Origin of the sequence: Rhodococcus sp. LW-XY12 (assembly GCF_019317345.1) — a bacterium.
GTDB lineage: Bacteria > Actinomycetota > Actinomycetes > Mycobacteriales > Mycobacteriaceae > Rhodococcus > Rhodococcus pyridinivorans.
Genome location: NZ_CP079225.1, coordinates 4,606,039 through 4,624,201, shown reverse-complemented (window position 1 = coordinate 4,624,201; position 18,163 = coordinate 4,606,039). Strand labels below are relative to the sequence as shown.

At 66.0% G+C, this 18,163-nt stretch carries 19 protein-coding genes; 7 read left to right on the top strand and 12 right to left on the bottom strand.

Annotated features, from left to right (window positions below; all coding sequences use genetic code 11):
* Positions 1-23: 23 nt before the first annotated feature.
* On the bottom strand, positions 24-1,337 hold the full coding sequence (locus tag KXC42_RS21190) for a bifunctional o-acetylhomoserine/o-acetylserine sulfhydrylase (RefSeq protein WP_006551000.1): 1,314 nt from the start codon (positions 1,335-1,337) through the stop codon (positions 24-26).
* Positions 1,338-1,715: 378 nt separating this feature from the next.
* Here KXC42_RS21190 and KXC42_RS21185 point away from each other — a divergent pair, with 378 nt between their 5' ends.
* Positions 1,716-2,555: an IclR family transcriptional regulator gene (locus KXC42_RS21185; protein ID WP_006550999.1), complete on the top strand. Its 840-nt coding sequence runs from the start codon at positions 1,716-1,718 to the stop codon at positions 2,553-2,555.
* 106 nt (positions 2,556-2,661) lie between these two features.
* Here the strand turns inward: KXC42_RS21185 and KXC42_RS21180 are convergent, their stop codons facing one another.
* The 3 genes from KXC42_RS21180 to KXC42_RS21170 all read right to left on the bottom strand — a co-directional run bounded on the left by KXC42_RS21180 (position 2,662) and on the right by KXC42_RS21170 (position 5,236).
* Positions 2,662-3,594: a diiron oxygenase gene (locus KXC42_RS21180; RefSeq protein ID WP_006550998.1), complete on the bottom strand. Its 933-nt coding sequence runs from the start codon at positions 3,592-3,594 to the stop codon at positions 2,662-2,664.
* A gap of 119 nt (positions 3,595-3,713) precedes the next feature.
* The gene (locus KXC42_RS21175) at positions 3,714-4,142 is read right to left on the bottom strand and encodes a hypothetical protein (protein WP_064851674.1); all 429 of its coding nucleotides are present in this window, start codon (positions 4,140-4,142) and stop codon (positions 3,714-3,716) included.
* Positions 4,139-5,236 carry an adenylate/guanylate cyclase domain-containing protein gene (locus KXC42_RS21170; protein WP_006550996.1) on the bottom strand — a complete coding sequence of 366 codons (1,098 nt, stop codon included), beginning with the start codon at positions 5,234-5,236 and terminating at the stop codon, positions 4,139-4,141. The genes KXC42_RS21175 and KXC42_RS21170 overlap by 4 nt, the downstream gene beginning before the upstream one ends.
* Before the next feature lie 140 nt (positions 5,237-5,376).
* Between KXC42_RS21170 and KXC42_RS21165 the strand changes: the two genes are divergently transcribed.
* Together KXC42_RS21165 and KXC42_RS21160 are read left to right on the top strand one after the other, a co-directional pair.
* Complete coding sequence (locus tag KXC42_RS21165; protein ID WP_219129543.1) at positions 5,377-6,213, top strand: DUF6319 family protein; 837 nt, start codon at positions 5,377-5,379, stop codon at positions 6,211-6,213.
* A gap of 48 nt (positions 6,214-6,261) precedes the next feature.
* Positions 6,262-6,924 (top strand): hypothetical protein, encoded by a 663-nt coding sequence (locus tag KXC42_RS21160; RefSeq protein ID WP_006550994.1) that lies wholly within the window; start codon positions 6,262-6,264, stop codon positions 6,922-6,924.
* A 34-nt stretch (positions 6,925-6,958) separates the two neighbouring features.
* On the opposite strand, the gene ilvD is transcribed toward KXC42_RS21160, so the two are convergent.
* A complete protein-coding gene (ilvD, locus tag KXC42_RS21155) occupies positions 6,959-8,656 on the bottom strand; it encodes a dihydroxy-acid dehydratase (RefSeq protein WP_019290782.1) in 1,698 nt (565 codons plus the stop codon).
* Complete coding sequence (locus KXC42_RS21150) at positions 8,653-9,219, bottom strand: TIGR03086 family metal-binding protein (RefSeq protein ID WP_033098423.1); 567 nt, start codon at positions 9,217-9,219, stop codon at positions 8,653-8,655. The genes ilvD and KXC42_RS21150 overlap by 4 nt, the downstream gene beginning before the upstream one ends.
* A gap of 114 nt (positions 9,220-9,333) precedes the next feature.
* On the opposite strand from KXC42_RS21150, the gene KXC42_RS21145 reads away from it, so the two are divergent.
* The 3 genes from KXC42_RS21145 to KXC42_RS21135 all read left to right on the top strand — a co-directional run bounded on the left by KXC42_RS21145 (position 9,334) and on the right by KXC42_RS21135 (position 12,518).
* Positions 9,334-10,338 (top strand): aldo/keto reductase, encoded by a 1,005-nt coding sequence (locus KXC42_RS21145; RefSeq protein WP_039957943.1) that lies wholly within the window; start codon positions 9,334-9,336, stop codon positions 10,336-10,338.
* Between the two features lie 40 nt (positions 10,339-10,378).
* Complete coding sequence (locus KXC42_RS21140) at positions 10,379-11,653, top strand: nitrate/nitrite transporter (protein ID WP_064851670.1); 1,275 nt, start codon at positions 10,379-10,381, stop codon at positions 11,651-11,653.
* A 172-nt stretch (positions 11,654-11,825) separates the two neighbouring features.
* The gene (locus tag KXC42_RS21135) at positions 11,826-12,518 is read left to right on the top strand and encodes a GTP pyrophosphokinase family protein (protein ID WP_024102151.1); all 693 of its coding nucleotides are present in this window, start codon (positions 11,826-11,828) and stop codon (positions 12,516-12,518) included.
* 85 nt (positions 12,519-12,603) lie between these two features.
* On the opposite strand, the gene KXC42_RS21130 is transcribed toward KXC42_RS21135, so the two are convergent.
* The 5 genes from KXC42_RS21130 to KXC42_RS21110 are packed head-to-tail and all read right to left on the bottom strand — an operon-like array spanning position 12,604 to position 16,289.
* Positions 12,604-13,533 carry a hypothetical protein gene (locus KXC42_RS21130; RefSeq protein WP_257605912.1) on the bottom strand — a complete coding sequence of 310 codons (930 nt, stop codon included), beginning with the start codon at positions 13,531-13,533 and terminating at the stop codon, positions 12,604-12,606.
* Positions 13,530-14,057 (bottom strand): LpqN/LpqT family lipoprotein, encoded by a 528-nt coding sequence (locus tag KXC42_RS21125; protein ID WP_219129542.1) that lies wholly within the window; start codon positions 14,055-14,057, stop codon positions 13,530-13,532. The genes KXC42_RS21130 and KXC42_RS21125 overlap by 4 nt, the downstream gene beginning before the upstream one ends.
* Positions 14,054-14,998: a hypothetical protein gene (locus tag KXC42_RS27430; RefSeq protein WP_230811164.1), complete on the bottom strand. Its 945-nt coding sequence runs from the start codon at positions 14,996-14,998 to the stop codon at positions 14,054-14,056. The genes KXC42_RS21125 and KXC42_RS27430 overlap by 4 nt, the downstream gene beginning before the upstream one ends.
* Entirely contained in the window at positions 14,995-15,993 is a 999-nt protein-coding gene (locus KXC42_RS21115) for a hypothetical protein (protein WP_257605911.1), read from the bottom strand. Before KXC42_RS21115 ends, KXC42_RS27430 begins: the two co-directional genes overlap by 4 nt.
* Positions 15,990-16,289 (bottom strand): hypothetical protein, encoded by a 300-nt coding sequence (locus tag KXC42_RS21110; protein WP_230826533.1) that lies wholly within the window; start codon positions 16,287-16,289, stop codon positions 15,990-15,992. The genes KXC42_RS21115 and KXC42_RS21110 overlap by 4 nt, the downstream gene beginning before the upstream one ends.
* A gap of 230 nt (positions 16,290-16,519) precedes the next feature.
* On the opposite strand from KXC42_RS21110, the gene KXC42_RS21105 reads away from it, so the two are divergent.
* Positions 16,520-16,945, top strand: coding sequence for a putative quinol monooxygenase (locus tag KXC42_RS21105; RefSeq protein WP_006554891.1), 426 nt, complete (start codon positions 16,520-16,522; stop codon positions 16,943-16,945).
* A 287-nt stretch (positions 16,946-17,232) separates the two neighbouring features.
* Here the strand turns inward: KXC42_RS21105 and KXC42_RS21100 are convergent, their stop codons facing one another.
* Positions 17,233-18,054 carry a hypothetical protein gene (locus KXC42_RS21100; protein WP_156665116.1) on the bottom strand — a complete coding sequence of 274 codons (822 nt, stop codon included), beginning with the start codon at positions 18,052-18,054 and terminating at the stop codon, positions 17,233-17,235.
* Positions 18,055-18,163: the final 109 nt, after the last annotated feature.

The following is an 18,163-nucleotide window of genomic DNA, read 5'->3' as shown; positions in this document are numbered from 1 at the left end:
TCGCCGTTGTCGATGTGCCGGAATCAGCTGCCGGCAGCCTCGAGACCGGTGGTGATGTCGGCAAGGATGTCGTCGATGTTCTCGATGCCCACGGCGAGTCGCACGAGACCCGGGGTGACACCCGCGGCGATCTGCTCCTCGCCGGTGAGCTGCGAGTGGGTGGTCGACGCGGGGTGGATGACCAGCGAACGGACGTCGCCGATGTTCGCGACGTGGCTGTGCAGGGTCAGCGCGTTGACGAAGCGCTTGCCGGCGTCGATGCCGCCGGAGAGCTCGAACACCACGATCGCACCGGCGCCGCGCGGGGTGAGCTGCTGGGCGCGGTCGTACCACGGCGAGGACTTCAGGCCGGCGTAGGCGACGGAGGTGACCTCCGGGCGTCCCTCGAGGAACTCGGCGACCTTCTGTGCGTTCTCCACGTGCCGCTCGATGCGCAGACTCAGCGTCTCGATGCCCTGCGAGATGAGGAAGGCGTTGAACGGGGAGACCGCCGCGCCCATGTCGCGCAGCAGTTGCACGCGCGCCTTGAGTGCGTAGGCCGGAGCGCCGAGGTCGGCGAAGACGACACCGTGGTAGCTCGGGTCGGGGGTCGTGAAACCGACGTGGCGGCCCTGCGTCCAGTCGAACGTGCCGCCGTCGACGATGACACCGGCGATGGCCGTGCCGTGGCCGCCGAGGTACTTGGTGGCCGAGTGCACGACGATGTCGGCACCGTGCTCGAGCGGGCGGAGCAGGTAGGGGGTCGCGACCGTGTTGTCGACGATCAGCGGTAGCCCGTTCTCGTGGGCGACACCCGAGATGCCGGGCAGGTCGAGGATGTGGTTCTTCGGGTTGGCGATCGTCTCGCCGAAGAACGCGCGGGTGTTGTCGCGGACGGCCTCGCGCCACTGGTCGAGGTTGTCGGGATCCTGGACGAAGGTGACCTCGATGCCGAGCTTGGGCAGCGTGTAGTGGAACAGGTTGTACGTGCCGCCGTAGAGATACGGGCTCGACACGATGTGATCGCCGGCCTGCGCCAGGTTGAGGATCGCGAAGGTCTCGGCGGCCTGTCCGGACGCGAGGAGGAGGGCGGCGACGCCACCTTCGAGGGCAGCGATGCGCTGCTCGACCGCGTCCTGCGTCGGGTTCATGATGCGGGTGTAGATGTTGCCCGGTTCGGCGAGACCGAACAGCGCCGCGGCGTGATCGGTGTTGTCGAAGGTGTAGCTGGTGGTCTGGTAGATGGGCAGGGCCCGGGCCTTCGTGTCGCCGCCGGCGGGCTGTCCCACGTGGATCTGCTTGGTCTCGAAGCTCCAGTTCGCGCTGGGATCGGTTGCTTCAGGGGTGGTGTCGCTCATGGCTCTGCTCCGGATTCGGGATATGTTCTGATCGTCGACATGCTGACCTTCGGGCCCCGCTACACGACATCACCGTACGGCGGTGTGGAGGGGGCAGGAACGGGTGCGGCGGTCAGCGGGCCAGGCACCCGCTGATACACGAGAGTTGGGCACGACGGTGCGGCGACCGGCTCGCGCGCTCGTACGTCTTGCTCACGGTCCCGACAATAACCTGTCCGCACGATTCCGACCAGACTCATAGGAATTCGCTCTCGCCAGGAAACTGACTCCGGAGTACCTACAGTCTGTGTGTACCCCTTCCGGTGTGACCTCTGTTACTGCTAACGTTCTGGAACAGATTCCAGTTTCATGAGGCGCGCAGGGTCGTGGCCAGGACTTATGGAGGTGCAGTTGACCGCCGTCGACTCCGCGCTCGAGCCCGTCGGAACCTCGTCGAAACGAGAACTTCCACCATCGATGGTCGATCGGATGACCCTCATCCTGGAGGCCTTCGACAGCCGCGGCGCACTCACTCTCGAAGAGGTCACCTGTCGCTCCGGGTTGCCCCGTTCGACGGTGCACCGCATCCTCGATCACCTCGTGCGTCGCGACTGGATCGAGCACGCATCCTTCGGCTACTGCCTCGGCCCGCGTGCCCTCGGTCTCGGTGGCAGCGACACGGGCCACCGCCGCATCCGGGAGGCCGCTGCGCCGCATCTCCACGACCTGGCGATGCAGACCGGCGCCGTCGTCCACTTGACGGTCCTCGAGGGCAACGAGGTGCTCTACCTCGACAAGGTTGGTGGACAGTTCGCGTCGAGCGTGCCGTCACGGGTGGGCGGTCGGTTCCCCGCCTACGCCACCGCGGCCGGCAAGTCCATCCTCGCGTGGCTCGAGCCCGAACGCATCGACGCGCTGTACGGCAAGACTCTCGTGCCGTGCACCGAGCGCACCATCCGCGATCACGTCGCACTGCACCAGGAGCTCAACCGCATTCGCAAGCGTCGTGGCGTCGCGTTCGAACGTGAGGAAGCTGCGCGGGGCATCGGATGCGTGGGCGTCGCGCTCCGCGGCGTCGACGGCCCGGTCGCCGCCCTGTCGCTGGCAGCGGACGCGCGTTCGACCCGCCTGGAGTGGGTGGCGCCGATCGTCGCCGATACCGCTCGAAAGATCACGCGCACGCTGTTCCCGGAGCAGGAGCGCGACGACAGCCTGCGGGCCACCGAGAAGGTGGGCTGACGCCTTTCGGTTTTCGCCACGAAGGACTGTGCGCAGTTCTCGTCGGAAATCCCTCGAAGAGATCGACGAGAACTGCGCACAGTTCGTTGTATGGCCGTAGGCCGTATCAGAGCAGGTGGACCTTCTTGTAGAGGATCTTCGACGGTCCGCCGATGAGGCCGACGTTGTCGAGGAAGGTCATCAGCTTCGCGCCGGACTTGCGCACGCGATCGTGATAGTGCTTGTTGCCCTTCGCCTCTTGCAGAGCGCGCTCGCGATCGAGGCCCGCATTGGCGTAAACGTCGGGGTGGATCATGCTCTTGACGACGAAGAACACCACGAGCGCGGTGTTGAACCGCTCGAACGCGAGTCGCGTGCGGCTCGCACCGGCGAGTCGGCGTGCGACCTCCTCGCGGGCGAAGCGGATGTGGCGCGCTTCCTCGAGGACGTGGATCTTCGACACCGCGCGGGTGACGGGCTGCACCCGCTCGTCGCGCATGAAGTCGCGCTGCATCATGTCGAGGATCTCCTCGGCAGCCATGACCGATGCATAGGCGTTGGCGCCCTTGAAGAAATGGCCCCACAGGCGACCGAGCTGGTGGATGTAGCGGGCCGGACCGTAGCCCGGCATGTTCAGCCGTTCGCCGGCGCGCGCGAACATCACCGAGTGGCGGCACTCGTCGGCGACCTCGGTGAGGGCGAACTGGACGTGACGCGAATGCTTGTCGCGGTCGTAGACGTCGCGCAGGAGCATCTGCATGAGCAGGATCTCGAACCACAGGCCGACGCTCGAAACGCTCGCGGCCTCATGCTTGGTCAGCTCGATGCGCTGTTCGTCGGTGAGCTCGTCCCACAGTGCGGTGCCGTAGAGCGTGCTCCATTCGGGGGTCATTCCGAACTTGTCGTCGGGGACGGGGGCTTCCCAGTCCACCTCGACGACCGGGTCGTACGACTTACGTGCGGACGAGGCGAGCAGTCGTCCGGCGGTTTCTTCGCGATCGGACAGTGCGACGCCGGGGATGAAGCCCTTGCTGGTCTCGCGGGTGAGCGATGCGGTCATGCCTCCACCTTTTTAGTGTGACGACTAGTAACTGTTATCCAGGTTAGCGTGATCACGCGCACAGCACAATGCCCGCGACCTGCGTCGCGGGCATCGAGAAAGAAATAGAGAGAAGAGGGTTACGAGCGCCGGGGTGGCCAGAAGGCGGAGATCAACGCTCCGACCAGCAAGATCGCGGCGACTGCCCACGATGCCTGTTGCAAGCCGTCGAGGAAGGCGTTCTGTGCGAGTTCGGCGAGTTGCTCGCCCTGCGGACCCGCATGCTCGGCGACCTGTATCGCGGCGGCGAGCGAATCCTGCACGGCGGCAAGGGCCGGCTCGGGGATCATCGGCGCCACCGGATCGATGCCGTGCCCGTAGGCTGCGGCCAGGACGCTGCCCGTGATCGCAACACCGATCGCCGCACCGATCTCGCGGGTCGCGTCGTCGACCGCCGCACGGGGGCGGTACTTCGTGGTCTCCTCGAGGGCGAAGGAGGTCGGAAGAAGTATCAGTGGGTATGAGGGAGTATCGGGCTTCTCGTCGACTGTTGTCAGCCTGCCGGTCACAGACCCATGTCCTCGTCGTGCAGACCCTCCACGCCCACCGCCGCCTTCTTCTCCTCGCGCGGACGACGCAGGACGTACAGCCGCGAATGCTGGAAGTCCCGCAGCCGCAGCGTGCGCACCGTCTGGAAGCGGAACTCCTCGCAGTCGGAGAGGGCGTCGGCGAGGTTCTCGTCGACGAGGATCGTGCCCGGCCGCGCCGCGCCGGTGAGACGGGCCGCGATGTTGACGACCGAACCGAACAGGTCGCCGAAGCGCGGCAACGCCTGGCCCCACGCCAGTCCGATCCGCAGGTCCGGATAGTCCTTCTGGGACCTGAACGAATCCTGCAGTTCGAGGGCGATCCGTGCGGCGTCGACCGGACGTTCGGCCGCGAACATCACCTCGTCGCCGACGGTTTTGATCACCCAGCCGTTGTGCCGGGCGATGACGTCGGAGACCTCCGATTCGAAGTAGTCGAGCAGCTCGCTCAGCGCGGCCGCATCGATCTGCCGGGTCAACCGTGTGTAGCCGACCATGTCGGCGAAACCGACGACCAACTCGTGGAGCTCCCCGGAATCCTGCGGGCGCGCGGCGGCCCGGGCGGTCGTGGCCACCAGGTGCCGACGCCACATGTGGCTCTGGAGGCTCAGCGTGAGCTCGGTCGTGCGATCGACGATGTGGTCGATCAGCGCGCGGATCTCCTCTTCCTGCGGGGGAGTCTCCGTTTTCGCGTAGGCGGAGGCCAACTGGGTGAAGACGTGGGTGTTGAGCAGATTCAGTTGCCACTCGGTCAGCCGCGACATCGACTGTCCGATCGACCGGGCCGCGGGCACCTCGAGGCTTTCGTCGATCGCGCCGCTCGCGATGATGGCCGCCGTCGCACGCAGGGCCTCGACGTCGCCGTCGGTGAACATCACGACGTCGGGATCGGGATCGACGGTCAGACCGAGTGCCTGCCACAGCCGGCGCACCCGCGCAGGTGCGAGCCCGCACAACTCGGCCACCTCGTTCAGGGTGTAACGAAGAGGACCACCGAGCAGCGCGTTCTCCAGCTGTGACTGGATCACGGACAGCACGTCGGTTCCTGAGGCAGGTGCCGGATCGGACGGGGTCACTCCTCCATCCTTACCGTGCCCCGGGCCCATGCGCGCGGCAGGTCGTATCGAACAGGTGTACAGGCGTGTCGTACGGATGTGCGACAGTGACCGACATCGAAGCCCTGCCGACCCTTCGGCGAACCGAGAAAGGACGTCGCATGTCGCCCCGCAGACGCGCGGACCACCTGACGGAGGAACAACTCGGAGAGCTCGGTGCCGCTCTCGCCGAGGGGCGCCGCGCGACCGTCTACCTCGTCGAGGGCATTCCGAGTCTCGGCATCGACCCGGGGACGTCGGCGCGGGTGGTATCGATCAGCGGCAGCACCGTGATGGTGCGGCCGAAGGGCGTCGACGACGAGTTGCCGTTCGAGACCGACGAACTGCGCGCCACCCGCGAGCCGGCCGGAACGAAGCGCGCACCGACGAAGACCGCGCGCACGTCCGGTGGTGCGAAGCCCGCTCCGGCGAAGGCAGCTCCCGCGAAGGTGCCACCTGTGCAACCCGCGACCCCACGGGCTACCGCATCCAGGCCTGCTGCACAGAAGCCTGCCCCCCAGAAATCCGAGAGCCCAGCAGTCGCTGCGGTTCCCCGCGCCCAGGAGAAGAAGCCCGTGACCCAGACGACCCCCGCTTCGTCCGACACTCCCGCCTCCCGGCCGCCGGCACCGGCGAAGCCGAAGGCCCCGGCCCGCAAAGCGAAGAAGGCGCCGTCGATCACGATCACCGTCACGATCGACCCGGAGAACGAGTGGACGGTGGGGGTCGCGCACGGCACCCGCAAGGTCGGTAAGCCCGCAACGGTCGCACCCGACGCCGTCGAACGTGCGGTGAAGGAACTCGGCGATCCCACGGCCACCGAGGCCGTCCAGTCGGTGATCGAGGAGGCGCGTCGCGCGGCCGAGGAGCGGGTCGCGCAGCTCAGCCGCGAGCTCGAGGAGGCCCGTCAAGCTCTGGAAAGCTTGGGCGCAACCCGGAAATCCGGCGGAAACCTCTAGTACGCTCAGCCCGACGGCTGCCGGACGGCGCAGCGCAGGAGGGCCTCCATGTTCAGAAAACTGGTTGTTGCAATCGCGAGCGCGGTCGCGCTGGTCGGCGCGGGTTCCGGGGTGGCCGTCGCGGCTCCTCCGGTCACCCTCGGTGGCGGTTCGGGCATCACTCTCGGAGACAACGGGCAGGACATCTTCGACTGCACGCTCACCACGATCGGCAACGACGCCGCCGGACGCCTCGTGGGTCTCACTGCCGCGCACTGCGGCTCTCCCGGCATGACGGTGAAAGCCGAATACGACCTCGCTGCCGGCTCGGTGGGCCGCATCGTGTCGACCAACGAACGGCTCGACTACGCCGTGATCGAGTTCGACCGGAGCAAGGTCGTTCCGGTCAACCGCGTCGGCAACGTGACGATCACCGGCCTCGGTGCCCCCGCGGGCTTCCCGAACATCGCTTGCAAGGAAGGCCGCACCACGGGCAACACCTGCGGCATCGTCTGGGGCGACGTGTTCGGCTCGCAGGAGACCTGGACGCAGGTGTGCGTCATCGAAGGCGACTCGGGCGCACCGCTCGTGGTGGGCACGACGCTCGTCGCGATGGTCAACGCCTACCTGCTCGCGCCGTGCGCCGGCCCCGAGGTCGGAACGAACATCGACGTGATCATGGCCGACATCAACGGTCGGGGCGGGCCGGGCGCAGGTTTCCGTCCGATCTAGCAGCACCCCCGGAGCGGGAGGGTTCACCCGACCCTCATCCGCACACCGCACCGTTCGATGCGGAACCGACCAGCTTCGTGTACTTCGCCAGTACACCCCGGGTGTAGCGCGGCGGCAGTGGCTCCCAGCCCTGTCGCCGCGTTTCCATTTCCTTCTCGTCGACCAGCACGTCGAGCAGGCCGTTCGAGACGTCGAGACGGATCCGGTCGCCGTCGCGGACGAAGGCGATGGGGCCGCCGTCGACGGCCTCCGGGGCGACGTGCCCGACGCACAACCCGGTGGTACCACCGGAGAATCGTCCGTCGGTGAGCAGCAGGACGTCCTTACCGAGCCCGGCACCCTTGATCGCACCGGTGATCGCGAGCATCTCGCGCATGCCCGGGCCGCCCTTGGGACCCTCGTACCGGATGACCACCACGTCGCCTGCGGTGATGGTGCCGTCCTCGAGCGCGTCCATCGCGGCGCGTTCGCGTTCGAAGACCCGCGCCGTTCCCTCGAAGACCGACTCGTCGAAGCCTGCGGACTTCACCACCGCTCCGCCGGGAGCGAGACTGCCCCGCAGGATCGTGATGCCCCCCGTGGGGTGGATGGGGTCGCTCAGGGCACGCAGCACCTTGCCGTCCGGGTCGGGTGGCCTGATGCCGGCGAGGTTCTCGGCCACGGTGTTCCCGGTGACGGTGAGGCAGTCACCGTGCAGCAGACCCGCGTCGAGCAGCGCCTTCATGATGACCGGGACGCCGCCGATGTGGTCGACGTCCTTCATCACGTGCCGGCCGAACGGTTTGACGTCGGCGAGATGCGGCACCCGCGCACCCACGCGGACGAAGTCGTCGAGGCTCAGATCCACCTGCGCCTCGTGCGCGATCGCGAGCAGGTGGAGCACGGCGTTCGTGGATCCCCCGAAGGCCATGACCACCGCGATGGCGTTCTCGAACGCCTCCTTGGTGAGGATGTCGGAGGCCGTGATTCCGCGACGCAACAACTCGACCACCGCCTGTCCGCTGCGCCGGGCGAAACCGTCGCGGCGACGATCCGTGGCGGGCGGCGACGCGCTTCCCGGCAGCGACATGCCGAGCGCTTCGGCCGAGGCGGCCATCGTGTTCGCGGTGTACATGCCGCCGCACGCACCCTCGCCGGGGCAGATGGCACGCTCGATCGCGTCGAGGTCGGTCTCGGACATCAGGCCCCGCGCACACGCCCCGACCGCTTCGAAGGCATCGATGATCGTCACGTCGCGTTCGGTGCCGTCGGACAGTTTCGCGATGCCCGGCAGGATCGACCCGGCGTACAGGAAGACGGCGGCGAGATCGAGGCGGGCGGCAGCCATGAGCATGCCGGGCAGGGACTTGTCGCATCCCGCGAGCAGCACCGAGCCGTCGAGTCGCTCGGCCTGCATCACCGTCTCGACGCTGTCGGCGATGACCTCACGGGAGACCAGGGAGAAGTGCATACCCTCATGCCCCATCGAGATCCCGTCGGACACGGAGATGGTGCCGAATTCGAGCGGGTAACCGCCCGCGGCGTGCACGCCCTCCTTCACCGATCGCGCGAGGCGTTCGAGCGGGAGGTTGCAGGGGGTGATCTCGTTCCACGACGACGCCACACCGATCTGCGGCTTGCCCCAGTCCTCGTCTCCCATCCCCACCGCACGGAGCATGCCGCGCGAGGCGGCCTTCTCCATGCCGTCGGTGACGTCGCGGCTACGGGGCTTGATATCGGGTCGGTCCGTCATGACGCCTTCCTGGGGTCGCGGCCGGTGAGGGCGATGAGCCGGTCCTGCGGGGACGCATCGTCGGGGACCGGGACGGGATCGGCGAACAGACCGCTCGAGGCGAGCATGTCCTTCTGCGGTTCGATGTCGGCGAGCACGGCGTCGACGAGGTCGGCGTCGAGCGTTTCGTCGGCACCGATGGCCCGGGCGAGATCCCAGGTGTGCACGGTGATGTCCGCGACCTGCTGTTTCATGTAGTCGAGGCACGGGACGGTGCCGTAGGACAGGTGGACCTCCTGGGACGGTGACGCCATCGCCCACGCGGCGGTCGCCTGCTCGGCGAAGCGTGCCCATTCGGCGGCGAGATCGTCCCCGATCGGTTCGAGTACGGCCTTCGCGTCGTCGAGGGAACGGCCGGAGAGCAGCGGCTGGATCCAGCGCTGCTCGTCGACCATGTGCCACACCAGGTCGGTGACGTCCCACTCGGTGTCCGGGGTGGGTGCGTGCCAGTCGCGGATCTGCGCGACACGGTCGTCGAACTCGCGACGCGCGGTTCGTTGCAGGGAGAGCCAGTCGGTCACCATGGATCTCAGCCTAGGGCGCAGGCTGCTCGGATCACGGCGATTTCAACTCCTGCGATCATGCGCGGGATGCGGGACGATCGGGAGTCGCACCGTGTCGTCGTCGAGGAGAAGTACATGCCTGTCCCCACCGTCCAGCTCGCGCCCGGTCTCGTCGTCAGCGCCCAGGGTTACGGCGCGATGTCCGTCGCCCCCGCATACGGCGAGGTGAATCTCGACGAGGCGCTCGCGACCCTGCACCACGCCGTGGATCTGGGCATCACCTTCATCGACACCGCCGACGTCTACGGCGACGGCACCAGCGAGAAGGTGGTCGGCACGCTGCTCGCCGACCGGCGGGACGAGGTCCAGCTGGCGACGAAGTTCGGTCTCGTCGGCGCGGTCGGCGGCACGGGCACCGCCAACCGTCGCATCAACGGCCGTCCCGAATACGCGAAGCAGGCCATCGACGAGTCGCTCGGGCGTCTCGGCGTCGACCACGTCGACCTGTACTACCTGCACCGCGTGGATCCTGACGTGCCGGTCGAGGATACGGTCGGTGCCCTCGCCGAACTCGTGCAGGCCGGCAAGGTGCGGCACATCGGACTGTCGGAGGCCACGGGCGACGAGTTGCGCCGCGCGCACGCCGTCCACCCGATCGCGGTGATCCAGTCGGAGTGGAGCATCGTCTCGCGCGACGTCGAACGGCACGTGGTGCCCACCGCCGCCGAACTCGGTATCGGCTTCGTGCCGTACTCGCCGGTGAGCCGGGGGCTGCTCACCGACGCCTTCGATCCCGGACAGGTCGCCGAGAACGACCTGCGCAAGCGCTTCCCGCGCTTCGACGCCGACGCCCTGCCGACCAACCTCTCGGTCCGTGAAGAGGTGCGGGCGGTTGCGAAGGAGGCGGACGCGACCATCGCGCAGATCGCCCTGGCATGGCTGGACGCGAAGGGGCGCGAGTTCGGGTTGCCGTCGGTGTCGATCCCCGGCACCCGCTACGCGAATCGCGTCACCGAGAACGCCGGAGCGCTCGACGTGACGCTCACCGACGAGCAGGTTGCACGGCTGGATCGTCTCGCCGGCAAGGTCGCCGGTCCGCGTGCGGCCGACCCGACGTGGGTGTCGCTCGGGCGTGAGTAATCAGCACCGTTAACAGACCGACGCGTATCGTCCTTGTGACATGAGGGCATGGCTGGTCTGGGGTATCGGAGTCTTCGCCTACATCGTCGCCGTCCTCCACCGGACGGCGTTCGGTGTCTCCGGACTCGCCGCCACCGAACGCTTCGAGATCTCACCGTCGGTGCTGTCCGGCTTCGTCGTCCTCCAGCTCATCGTCTACGCGGGGATGCAGATCCCGGCCGGTGTGCTCCTCGACAGGTTCGGTTCGCGGCGGATGATCGCGACCGGCGCCGTGATCCTCGCCGTCGGTCAGGCGATCCTCGCCCTCACCGAGTCGCTGCCGGTCGCGTATCTGGCCCGAGTGCTGGTCGGTGTCGGTGACGCCCTGACGTTCATCTCGGTGCTGCGGCTCGTGCCGGTGTGGTTCGCGCCGCGCCGCGTGCCTGTCGTTTCGCAGCTGACGGGCATCTTCGGCCAGCTCGGCCAGGTGCTGTCGGCGGTGCCGTTCGTCCTGCTGCTCACCGGCACCGGATGGACGGCCGCCTACGGCAGTGCCGCGGCGCTCGGCCTGCTCGCGTGCGTGCTGGTGTTCGCGGTCGTGCGCGACACCCCGCCCGGTGAGACGCGCGAAGCCACCGCGTCAGGGCTGCGGGAGGTGATCGGCGGGCTCGGCACGGTGTGGCGGCGTCCCGGCACCAAGCTCGGCTTCTTCACCCACATGGGCACGCAGTTCTCGGTGACGACCTTCGCGCTCATGTGGGGCGTGCCGTATCTGGTCTCCGCGCAGGGCCTGTCACCCGCGGCGGCCGGCTCGATGCTGACCGTCTCGGTGGTCACCGCCATCTCCGCCGGACCCATCCTCGGCGTGCTGTCGGGACGCTTCCCGACCAGACGCTCGTGGCTTGTGCTCATGATCATCCTCGCCAGCGCAGTGACGTGGTCGGCGGTGCTCGCCCTGCCCGGACCCGCACCGCTGTGGCTGCTCGTGGTGCTCGTCGTCGTCATCTCGGTGGGCGGGCCGGGATCGATGATCGGCTTCGACTACGCCCGCACCTTCAATCCCGGGACCGCGCTCGGCACGGCCAACGGCATCGTCAACATCGGTGGCTTCCTCGCGACACTGCTGGTCGTGCAGACGATGGGCATCGTGCTCGACCGGCTCGGCGGCTACACCTTCGACGCCTTCCGCGTCGCGTGGTTCGCGCAGTACCCGATCTGGGTGATCGCGCTCATCGGGGTGCTCGTGACCCGAGGACGCGCCCGCCGCGAGGCCGGCATCGAAGCGCGTTCGCTGCGGGCGGTCGTGCTCGACCGACTCGGTCGGGGTAAGCGCTGAACTCGGTTGGGGCAAGCACTGGGCTTCGAGGCGTCCGGATGCCTCGATCGACGATCGGCGGGAGTCCTGTTCGAGTGGACCGTCTCGCATCACTGCAGTTCAGGGCGGTCAGAACCGCCTGTCGTGGTCGGACTGGCAGACTCGATCCCGGAAGTGATCGAGGAGGAATCGAGTGAAGACGACGGTGGGCGAACCCGAACCGGGACTACCGACACCGGACGACGTGCAGGCACCGCTGGTCGCAGTGGAGCATCTCGCGCAAGATCTGCGACGCGCACTCATGGTGTACAAGTTCGGCATCGACGAGATGATGACGAAGATCAACATCCTGCGCGAGGAGTTCACCTACGCCCGCGAGTACAACCCGATCGAGCACGTGAAGTCGCGGTTGAAGAGTCCCGAGTCGATCCTCGCCAAGGCGGAACGGAAGGGTGCGCCCGCCTCGCTCGACGGCATCCGCGAGGCCGTCCGCGATATCGCAGGCATCCGCATCACGTGCAGCTTCACGTCGGACGTCTACCGGATCATCGACATGATCACGAGCCAGCTCGACGTGACGGTCGTCGAGATCGAGGACTACATCGCGCGCCCGAAACCCAACGGGTACAGCAGCGTGCACGTGATCGTCCAGATCCCGGTGTACATGTCCGACCGGGTCGAGCGCGTCTACGTCGAACTGCAGATCCGCACGGTCGCCATGGACTTCTGGGCGAGCCTGGAACACAAGATCTACTACAAGCACGATCGCGAGGTACCGGACGAACTGCGCGAGGAGCTCCGCCTCGCCGCGGAAACTGCGCGCGATCTGGACCTGCGGATGGAAGCACTGCACCGCCGCGTCCACGGCCCGAACAACGGGAACTGACCGAGGTACGCAACGTGGGGTGAAGGCTCGCAACGTGGTCGGTCACTGTCGGCGTTGCGAACCCACCACCGGTGTTGCGTGCCCATCACCATTCCCACTGTTGACGCGGAATCTTCCGCGCGATACGTAAGCGTTCCCGCACCGGGAGGGGACGGAGGAGTTCTGGGGCCCCGGGTGTGGTGACGAGATGGCGATCTTCGGGACACCCATGGAGGCGGTCGATGAGTCCGAGCAGCGTGTTGGGATCGCTCACGAGAACGTACGCCGGCACGGTGAACGAATCCGGCTTGTCGTGCGCCACGCGAGGCGGAGTCGGTTCGTAGCCGGGTACGTGGAGACGGATGAGTGGATTGTGCGTAGACGCCCCGCGGCCCGAGACGGTGTAGACATCGGCATCCACCTCCTGGATCTCGTCCCATCGAACGAACACGTCCGAAACGCCACGCCGCACGAGCCATGTCGTGCGGCGGCGAATACCGTCGGCATGGAGACGGGTGGATCCCCGGGGGTGGATCAAGAAGGGTAGAGCGCACACCGCCACGGTTGCACATGTCGTCCATGCGATGAACGAGCCGGAGTGGGGGAGCTCGTGTCTCGCAAGAAGCATCGCTCCGTCCGGTCGGTTCGACGCACGAATCATGAATGCGCCCGACACTGTGATGCAGGAGAACACAGCGGACAGCTGAACGGGAAGTATTCTCACGTAGGGAATCTCGATGCCGGGGCCGTGAATGTCGTCTCGGCACTGCCGGATCCTCGGATGCAAACCGAATCGGTGGAAGCCGGCCCGCTCGAAGCCCCAGGCCGAACCTAACGCCGTCATCAGAGCGAGACAGAACCCCAGGGCGATGGCTCCGAGGTCATCCGCTCGCCGATCGTCCATGGTCTTCTGCAGCACAAGGATTCCGGCCCCGGCCAGGAACACGCCGAGGCAGAGCGATCCCGTACGAAACCGTTGCGGCCAAGCAGGTTCGGATCGTTCTCCGTACGGGCACGGCTCGATGGAATCGCTCACCGGATTCTCAGTCCCTCGTGGATTGCATGCAGATGAGCGATAAGAGACTCGGCGTTGTCGGAACGTGCGGTTGCCGTCAGTTGCGTCAGGTAGCGATCGTACTCGTGGTCGATCACGAGATATCGCGTCACGGCGGTGTACTCGACGTCGTCCACTCGATAGGAGCCTTGGACGATCACCGATCGGTGCCCGCGGAAATCGGATGTGTCGCGGAACCTCTCCCTCCATGCGGGCAGTTCGCGAACTTCATTCCCCGCGACCTCCAGCAGTTCGTCCGTCGGCCGCCATTTCGACAGTGCGCCGTGGAGGAGTACGGCGTTGGGTGCCCAATCATCCATGACGGACTGGGGAGCTACGAGAACCGTATGTGCGTGCGGAAAGACATCGCGGGGGAGTGTGATCCAGCCTTCCGGCGCCTGGGATTCCGGTTGCGGGTGCCGCGGATCGTCCGGGTCGCAGGGGCTCAGTTCGACTTCGCGTGCTGCGAGGTAGTCGGAGAGCGTCGTCTGAAGCGAAGCATTCATCGAGACGCCTCCTGGTGGCGTGCCATCCGGAATCGCCCTCGCAAAGGCGGTGGTCTGAGAAGTTCGGCCGCGTCCTCCCGAGCGAGGAGTGTGCGGTCGTGTGGACGTTCATGCATTCGTCGGGCCAGGGCCAGGAGTGTGTTGGGTTCTGCGATGAGCCAAGTGCAGACGATGGCGAGAATGTGTTCTTCGTCGTGGGGGATGCGCGCTTCCGGGGGAATCCGTCCGGTCGTGTGGATGTGGATCATCGGAGTCCGGACGTCGCCGTATCCGGAACGGGTCACGATATCCGTTCCGGCGATGCCCTCGATATCGTTCCAATGCACAAATTGCACGGTGGCATTGTTTCGTCGGAGCTTGCGAGAACGTACGACTCTTTCGATTCCGTGTGGATACAACCCCAGTGTGGTGGGAAGTCGGAACCAGATGAACGCCGCCGCCATGAGCAAGAGAACGATCCCACCCACGAGCGCGAAGATTGCAGTGGTTCGGGGGTCGTAACCATGCGGCAACTCGGATCTGTCGGTGATGTAGACGTTCAGAGCAGAGATGGCCAAACCGGTAAGGCCGTTGAAGATAAGCATGGCAACAGCCAGGCTGGGAAGGGTGAGTCCTCCCGGCACAACGATTCCGATTCCGAGTTCAGAATGTTTATTACTCCTGACCCGCTTGGAATGCAATACATTTCGAATCCCGCCGTGCCTGAACGCTGCGACACTCATGAGTAGCATCGACGTTCCGAACACTACCGAGCCGATTGTGGATATCGATTCTTCGTGCCCGACGTTCACCAGTGCATCCCCGAGGGACCATACAGCCAGAACAGCAGCGAAGACCCCGCCCATGCACCACCCGATTCGCAGTTGCTGCGGCCAACGAGGGTCGAAGAACGAATCGATGTGAGTTCGATATCGGTCCGGCGGAACGTTTTCGGTCGTCACCACAACTCCTGGATTTTCTTGGATGCGTACCATGTGGCTGCGCCGCCACCTATGAGGCCGGCAACGAAGCCCGCTGCAGTGCCGACTCCCGGGACGACCGAACCGCCCACTGCCCCGATGAACGCCGCTGAAAGTTTCGATGCGGCTACGGCACCGAGCATGCCGGCAACGGTTCCGGCGCTCTCGGAGACTATTGCCTCGGTGGGATCCATCCCTCCCTTGATGTCGTTGACGATCGCAGGAACGGTGCCTACTGCAGCGGCAGCCGGGTTCATTCCGCGCGCGATGTTGCGTGCGACATCGTCGCCCGAGGCCACCGCCGCGTCGGTCAGGAGTTCCTTGGTAGCTCCGGACATTGCGCTGATGGACGACGCTGCGATGGTGGATGGCCAGTCCGGCCACCAGGAGAACTCGCCGTTCTCGTTCTGCACGACCTTCCCCGGCGCCGCGGCATCCCTGGCTGCTTCGAGTACCGCAACGGCAGCGGTGATGCGATCGGCTGTTTCGGTTGCGGCTCGCGACGCTTGTTCGAGAGCGCCGGTGACGGTGTGGGTCAGTTCCGTTGCTTCGTGTTCGAGGCGGACGCGGGCTTCGGCGACGGCTTCGGCCGGCAGCGTCGCCGAGAGGATGTGGATCTGGTCGGAGGGGTCGACGGTGCCGTCGTCGTGCACGGTGAACCCGGACTGTTCGGCGCCGCCCACGACCGACAGGAGGTGCAGGCGGGTGCCTTCGACGAGCCACGCGCCGGTGCGGTACGCCTCCGCGATCTGCAGGAGGGCTTCGGCGATGGCGCTGCCCAATGAGCGTTCGCGGACCACTCGCGCGGCGGCGGCACGCGCGGCGTCGCCGGACCATCGCTCGGCGAGCACATCCTGCTCGGTGAGCAGAGCTTTCATGCGGTCGTCGAGTGTGTCGACGAGCACGTCGAGGTGGTCGGCGGTGATTCGCAGCGCGTCGGGATTCCAGGACCGGACCGCAGCGACTCCCGGTCTCATCCGTGCTGATCCATCGCCGAGAGTGCAGCCACGAAGTCCGTCTCTGCGACGACGTAATCGTTCGCGGCGCCGTCGGTGATGTCGACGATCTCGCGCAGGCGACTGCACACGTTGCCGAGTGCTTGATCGGTGGCGGTGAAGGCTCGTGCGCAGACGGCCGCGAATTCTGTTCCGGGAAGTGCTGATTGCGACACGGCATACGGTTCGCCGACGTCCCAGTCGTTCATCGCGTCGGCGGTGTCCGCCACGAAGGCTGCGAATGTGCGCAGCGCTTCAGGATCTACGTGCAATGTCACCACTGCCCCCCGGCAGAATCCCCCGATACGTCCGGGTGGGGACGATAGCAGACGGCGCCCTCGCGGAGCCGGAGCGGACCGTCGGGCGACTTCGAGCGGGGCATCGGTCGTGCGCGAGGTACGCAACACGTAGTGAAGGTTCGCAACGCCGGCAGTTGCTGGCCGTGTTGCGAACCCGGAACTGTTGTTGCGTACCTACCGGTTGTGTGCGCGCTGGCGTGACGAGGTGCGTGCTGCGCGAAATCGTCTACACTCCGACTGAATTCTCCGATACGCCGCGCGTGACGGTAGCAGAGATCGGTCGGGGTGCCGTGGAAGGAGCCGAGATGTCCTACGTCCGTCTCAGGGGAGAACTGCTGTGCCACAGCGAGGCCGAGCGTGAGATCATGCTCGGCCATCTGCAGTGTCATATTGACCTGACGCGCGCCGAACCCGGTTGTGTCTCGTTCGAAGTCCTGCCGACCGACGACCCTATGGTGTGGCGCGTCGAGGAAACCTTCGTCGACGTCACCGCGTTCGAGATGCATCGAACGCGGGTGGCCCGCAGTGAGTGGGGACGGCTGACCGTCGGTATCGGGCGCCGGTACGAGATCGAGGGTGCGGATACACAGACGCCCCCGCCGTTCCGAGAAGGAACGGCAGGGGTGTCCGAGTGAGGCCTACTTGTAGTCGTCTGAATCGAAGCGTTCATCGAGACGCCTCCTGGTGGCGTGCCATCCCGAATCGTTCTCGCAAAGTCGGTCCCAGAAGGTCGGTTGTGTCCGGCTGTCACTACAACTCCCTGAATCATTTTGAATGTGTACGGCGTGGCGGCGCTGTCTCTGGGGTGACGAACCGGTCGTCACTTGCTGCGGCAGGGGATCGAGGTACGCAACATGCAGTGAGGGTTCGCAACGCCGTCAGTTACTGGCCGCGTTGCGAACCCGATGTTGCTGTTGCGTACCTACCGGTTGTTCCCGTGCTGACGCGACGGCGTGCGTGCTGCGCGGAATCGTTCCCGCAGCGGCGGAGGGCACAAGAGTTCGACTGCATCGGATTTCGTGAGAAGTTCGCGATCGCGCGGGTTCTCTGCCAACCGTTCCAAAAGCGCGAACAGAGTGTTCGGCTCCGTCACGAGCTGGTGGGCCATGACCGCCACTCGACACTCCGAATCATGTCGAGTCCGAGCTTCTGGTGGAATCGGTTCGTTCGTATGAAGATCGATTACCGGGTGGACCGTAGTTCCACCACCGACTCCGAGGCTACCTACCCCAATCCGGGCAATACCTTCCCAGGACAGGGAGATGTCGAATACCTGTTTCTTGAAGAAGACTCGACGACGTACGTAGCGGCGTACACCTCGTGGGCTGATGCACAGGGTCGTCTCGAAACGGATGGAGACGATCAGGACCGCGATCAGGCCCATGCCGGCGGCGCATACCGCTATGAAGAAGGCACTCTCACTGTTGTCTCGGTTGATCGGCAACAGTGCTTCGCCGAGGCCGCTGTGCCATGTGAATGCTGCTGCGGAACCATAGGCGGCCAACCCCAGCATGACTGCGACTGTTGTCCACACTTCGGTTCTTCGTGTTGGGATGCTGATACCCGGACCGCGGTCGCGATCGTGACGAAATTTGATGTCGCGGTGCGGTCGAAGGTCCCGAAGACCCGCACGCCGAAACGAGGATCGGGCGATGACGAACAGCGCAATCGAGCCGCCTGCCGCACCGAGTGTGACTTGGAAGTCGTTCGTTCGGATCGTGTCCTGGACGAATGCGAAGCTCACGCAAGCTGCGATAAGCAGCGCAATCGACAGAACTAGTGGCACTATCCTGAGCGGTTGTGGCCAGGGCGCTTCGGATGGCGTCGATCGGATGTTGTCGACGAGTTCGTCA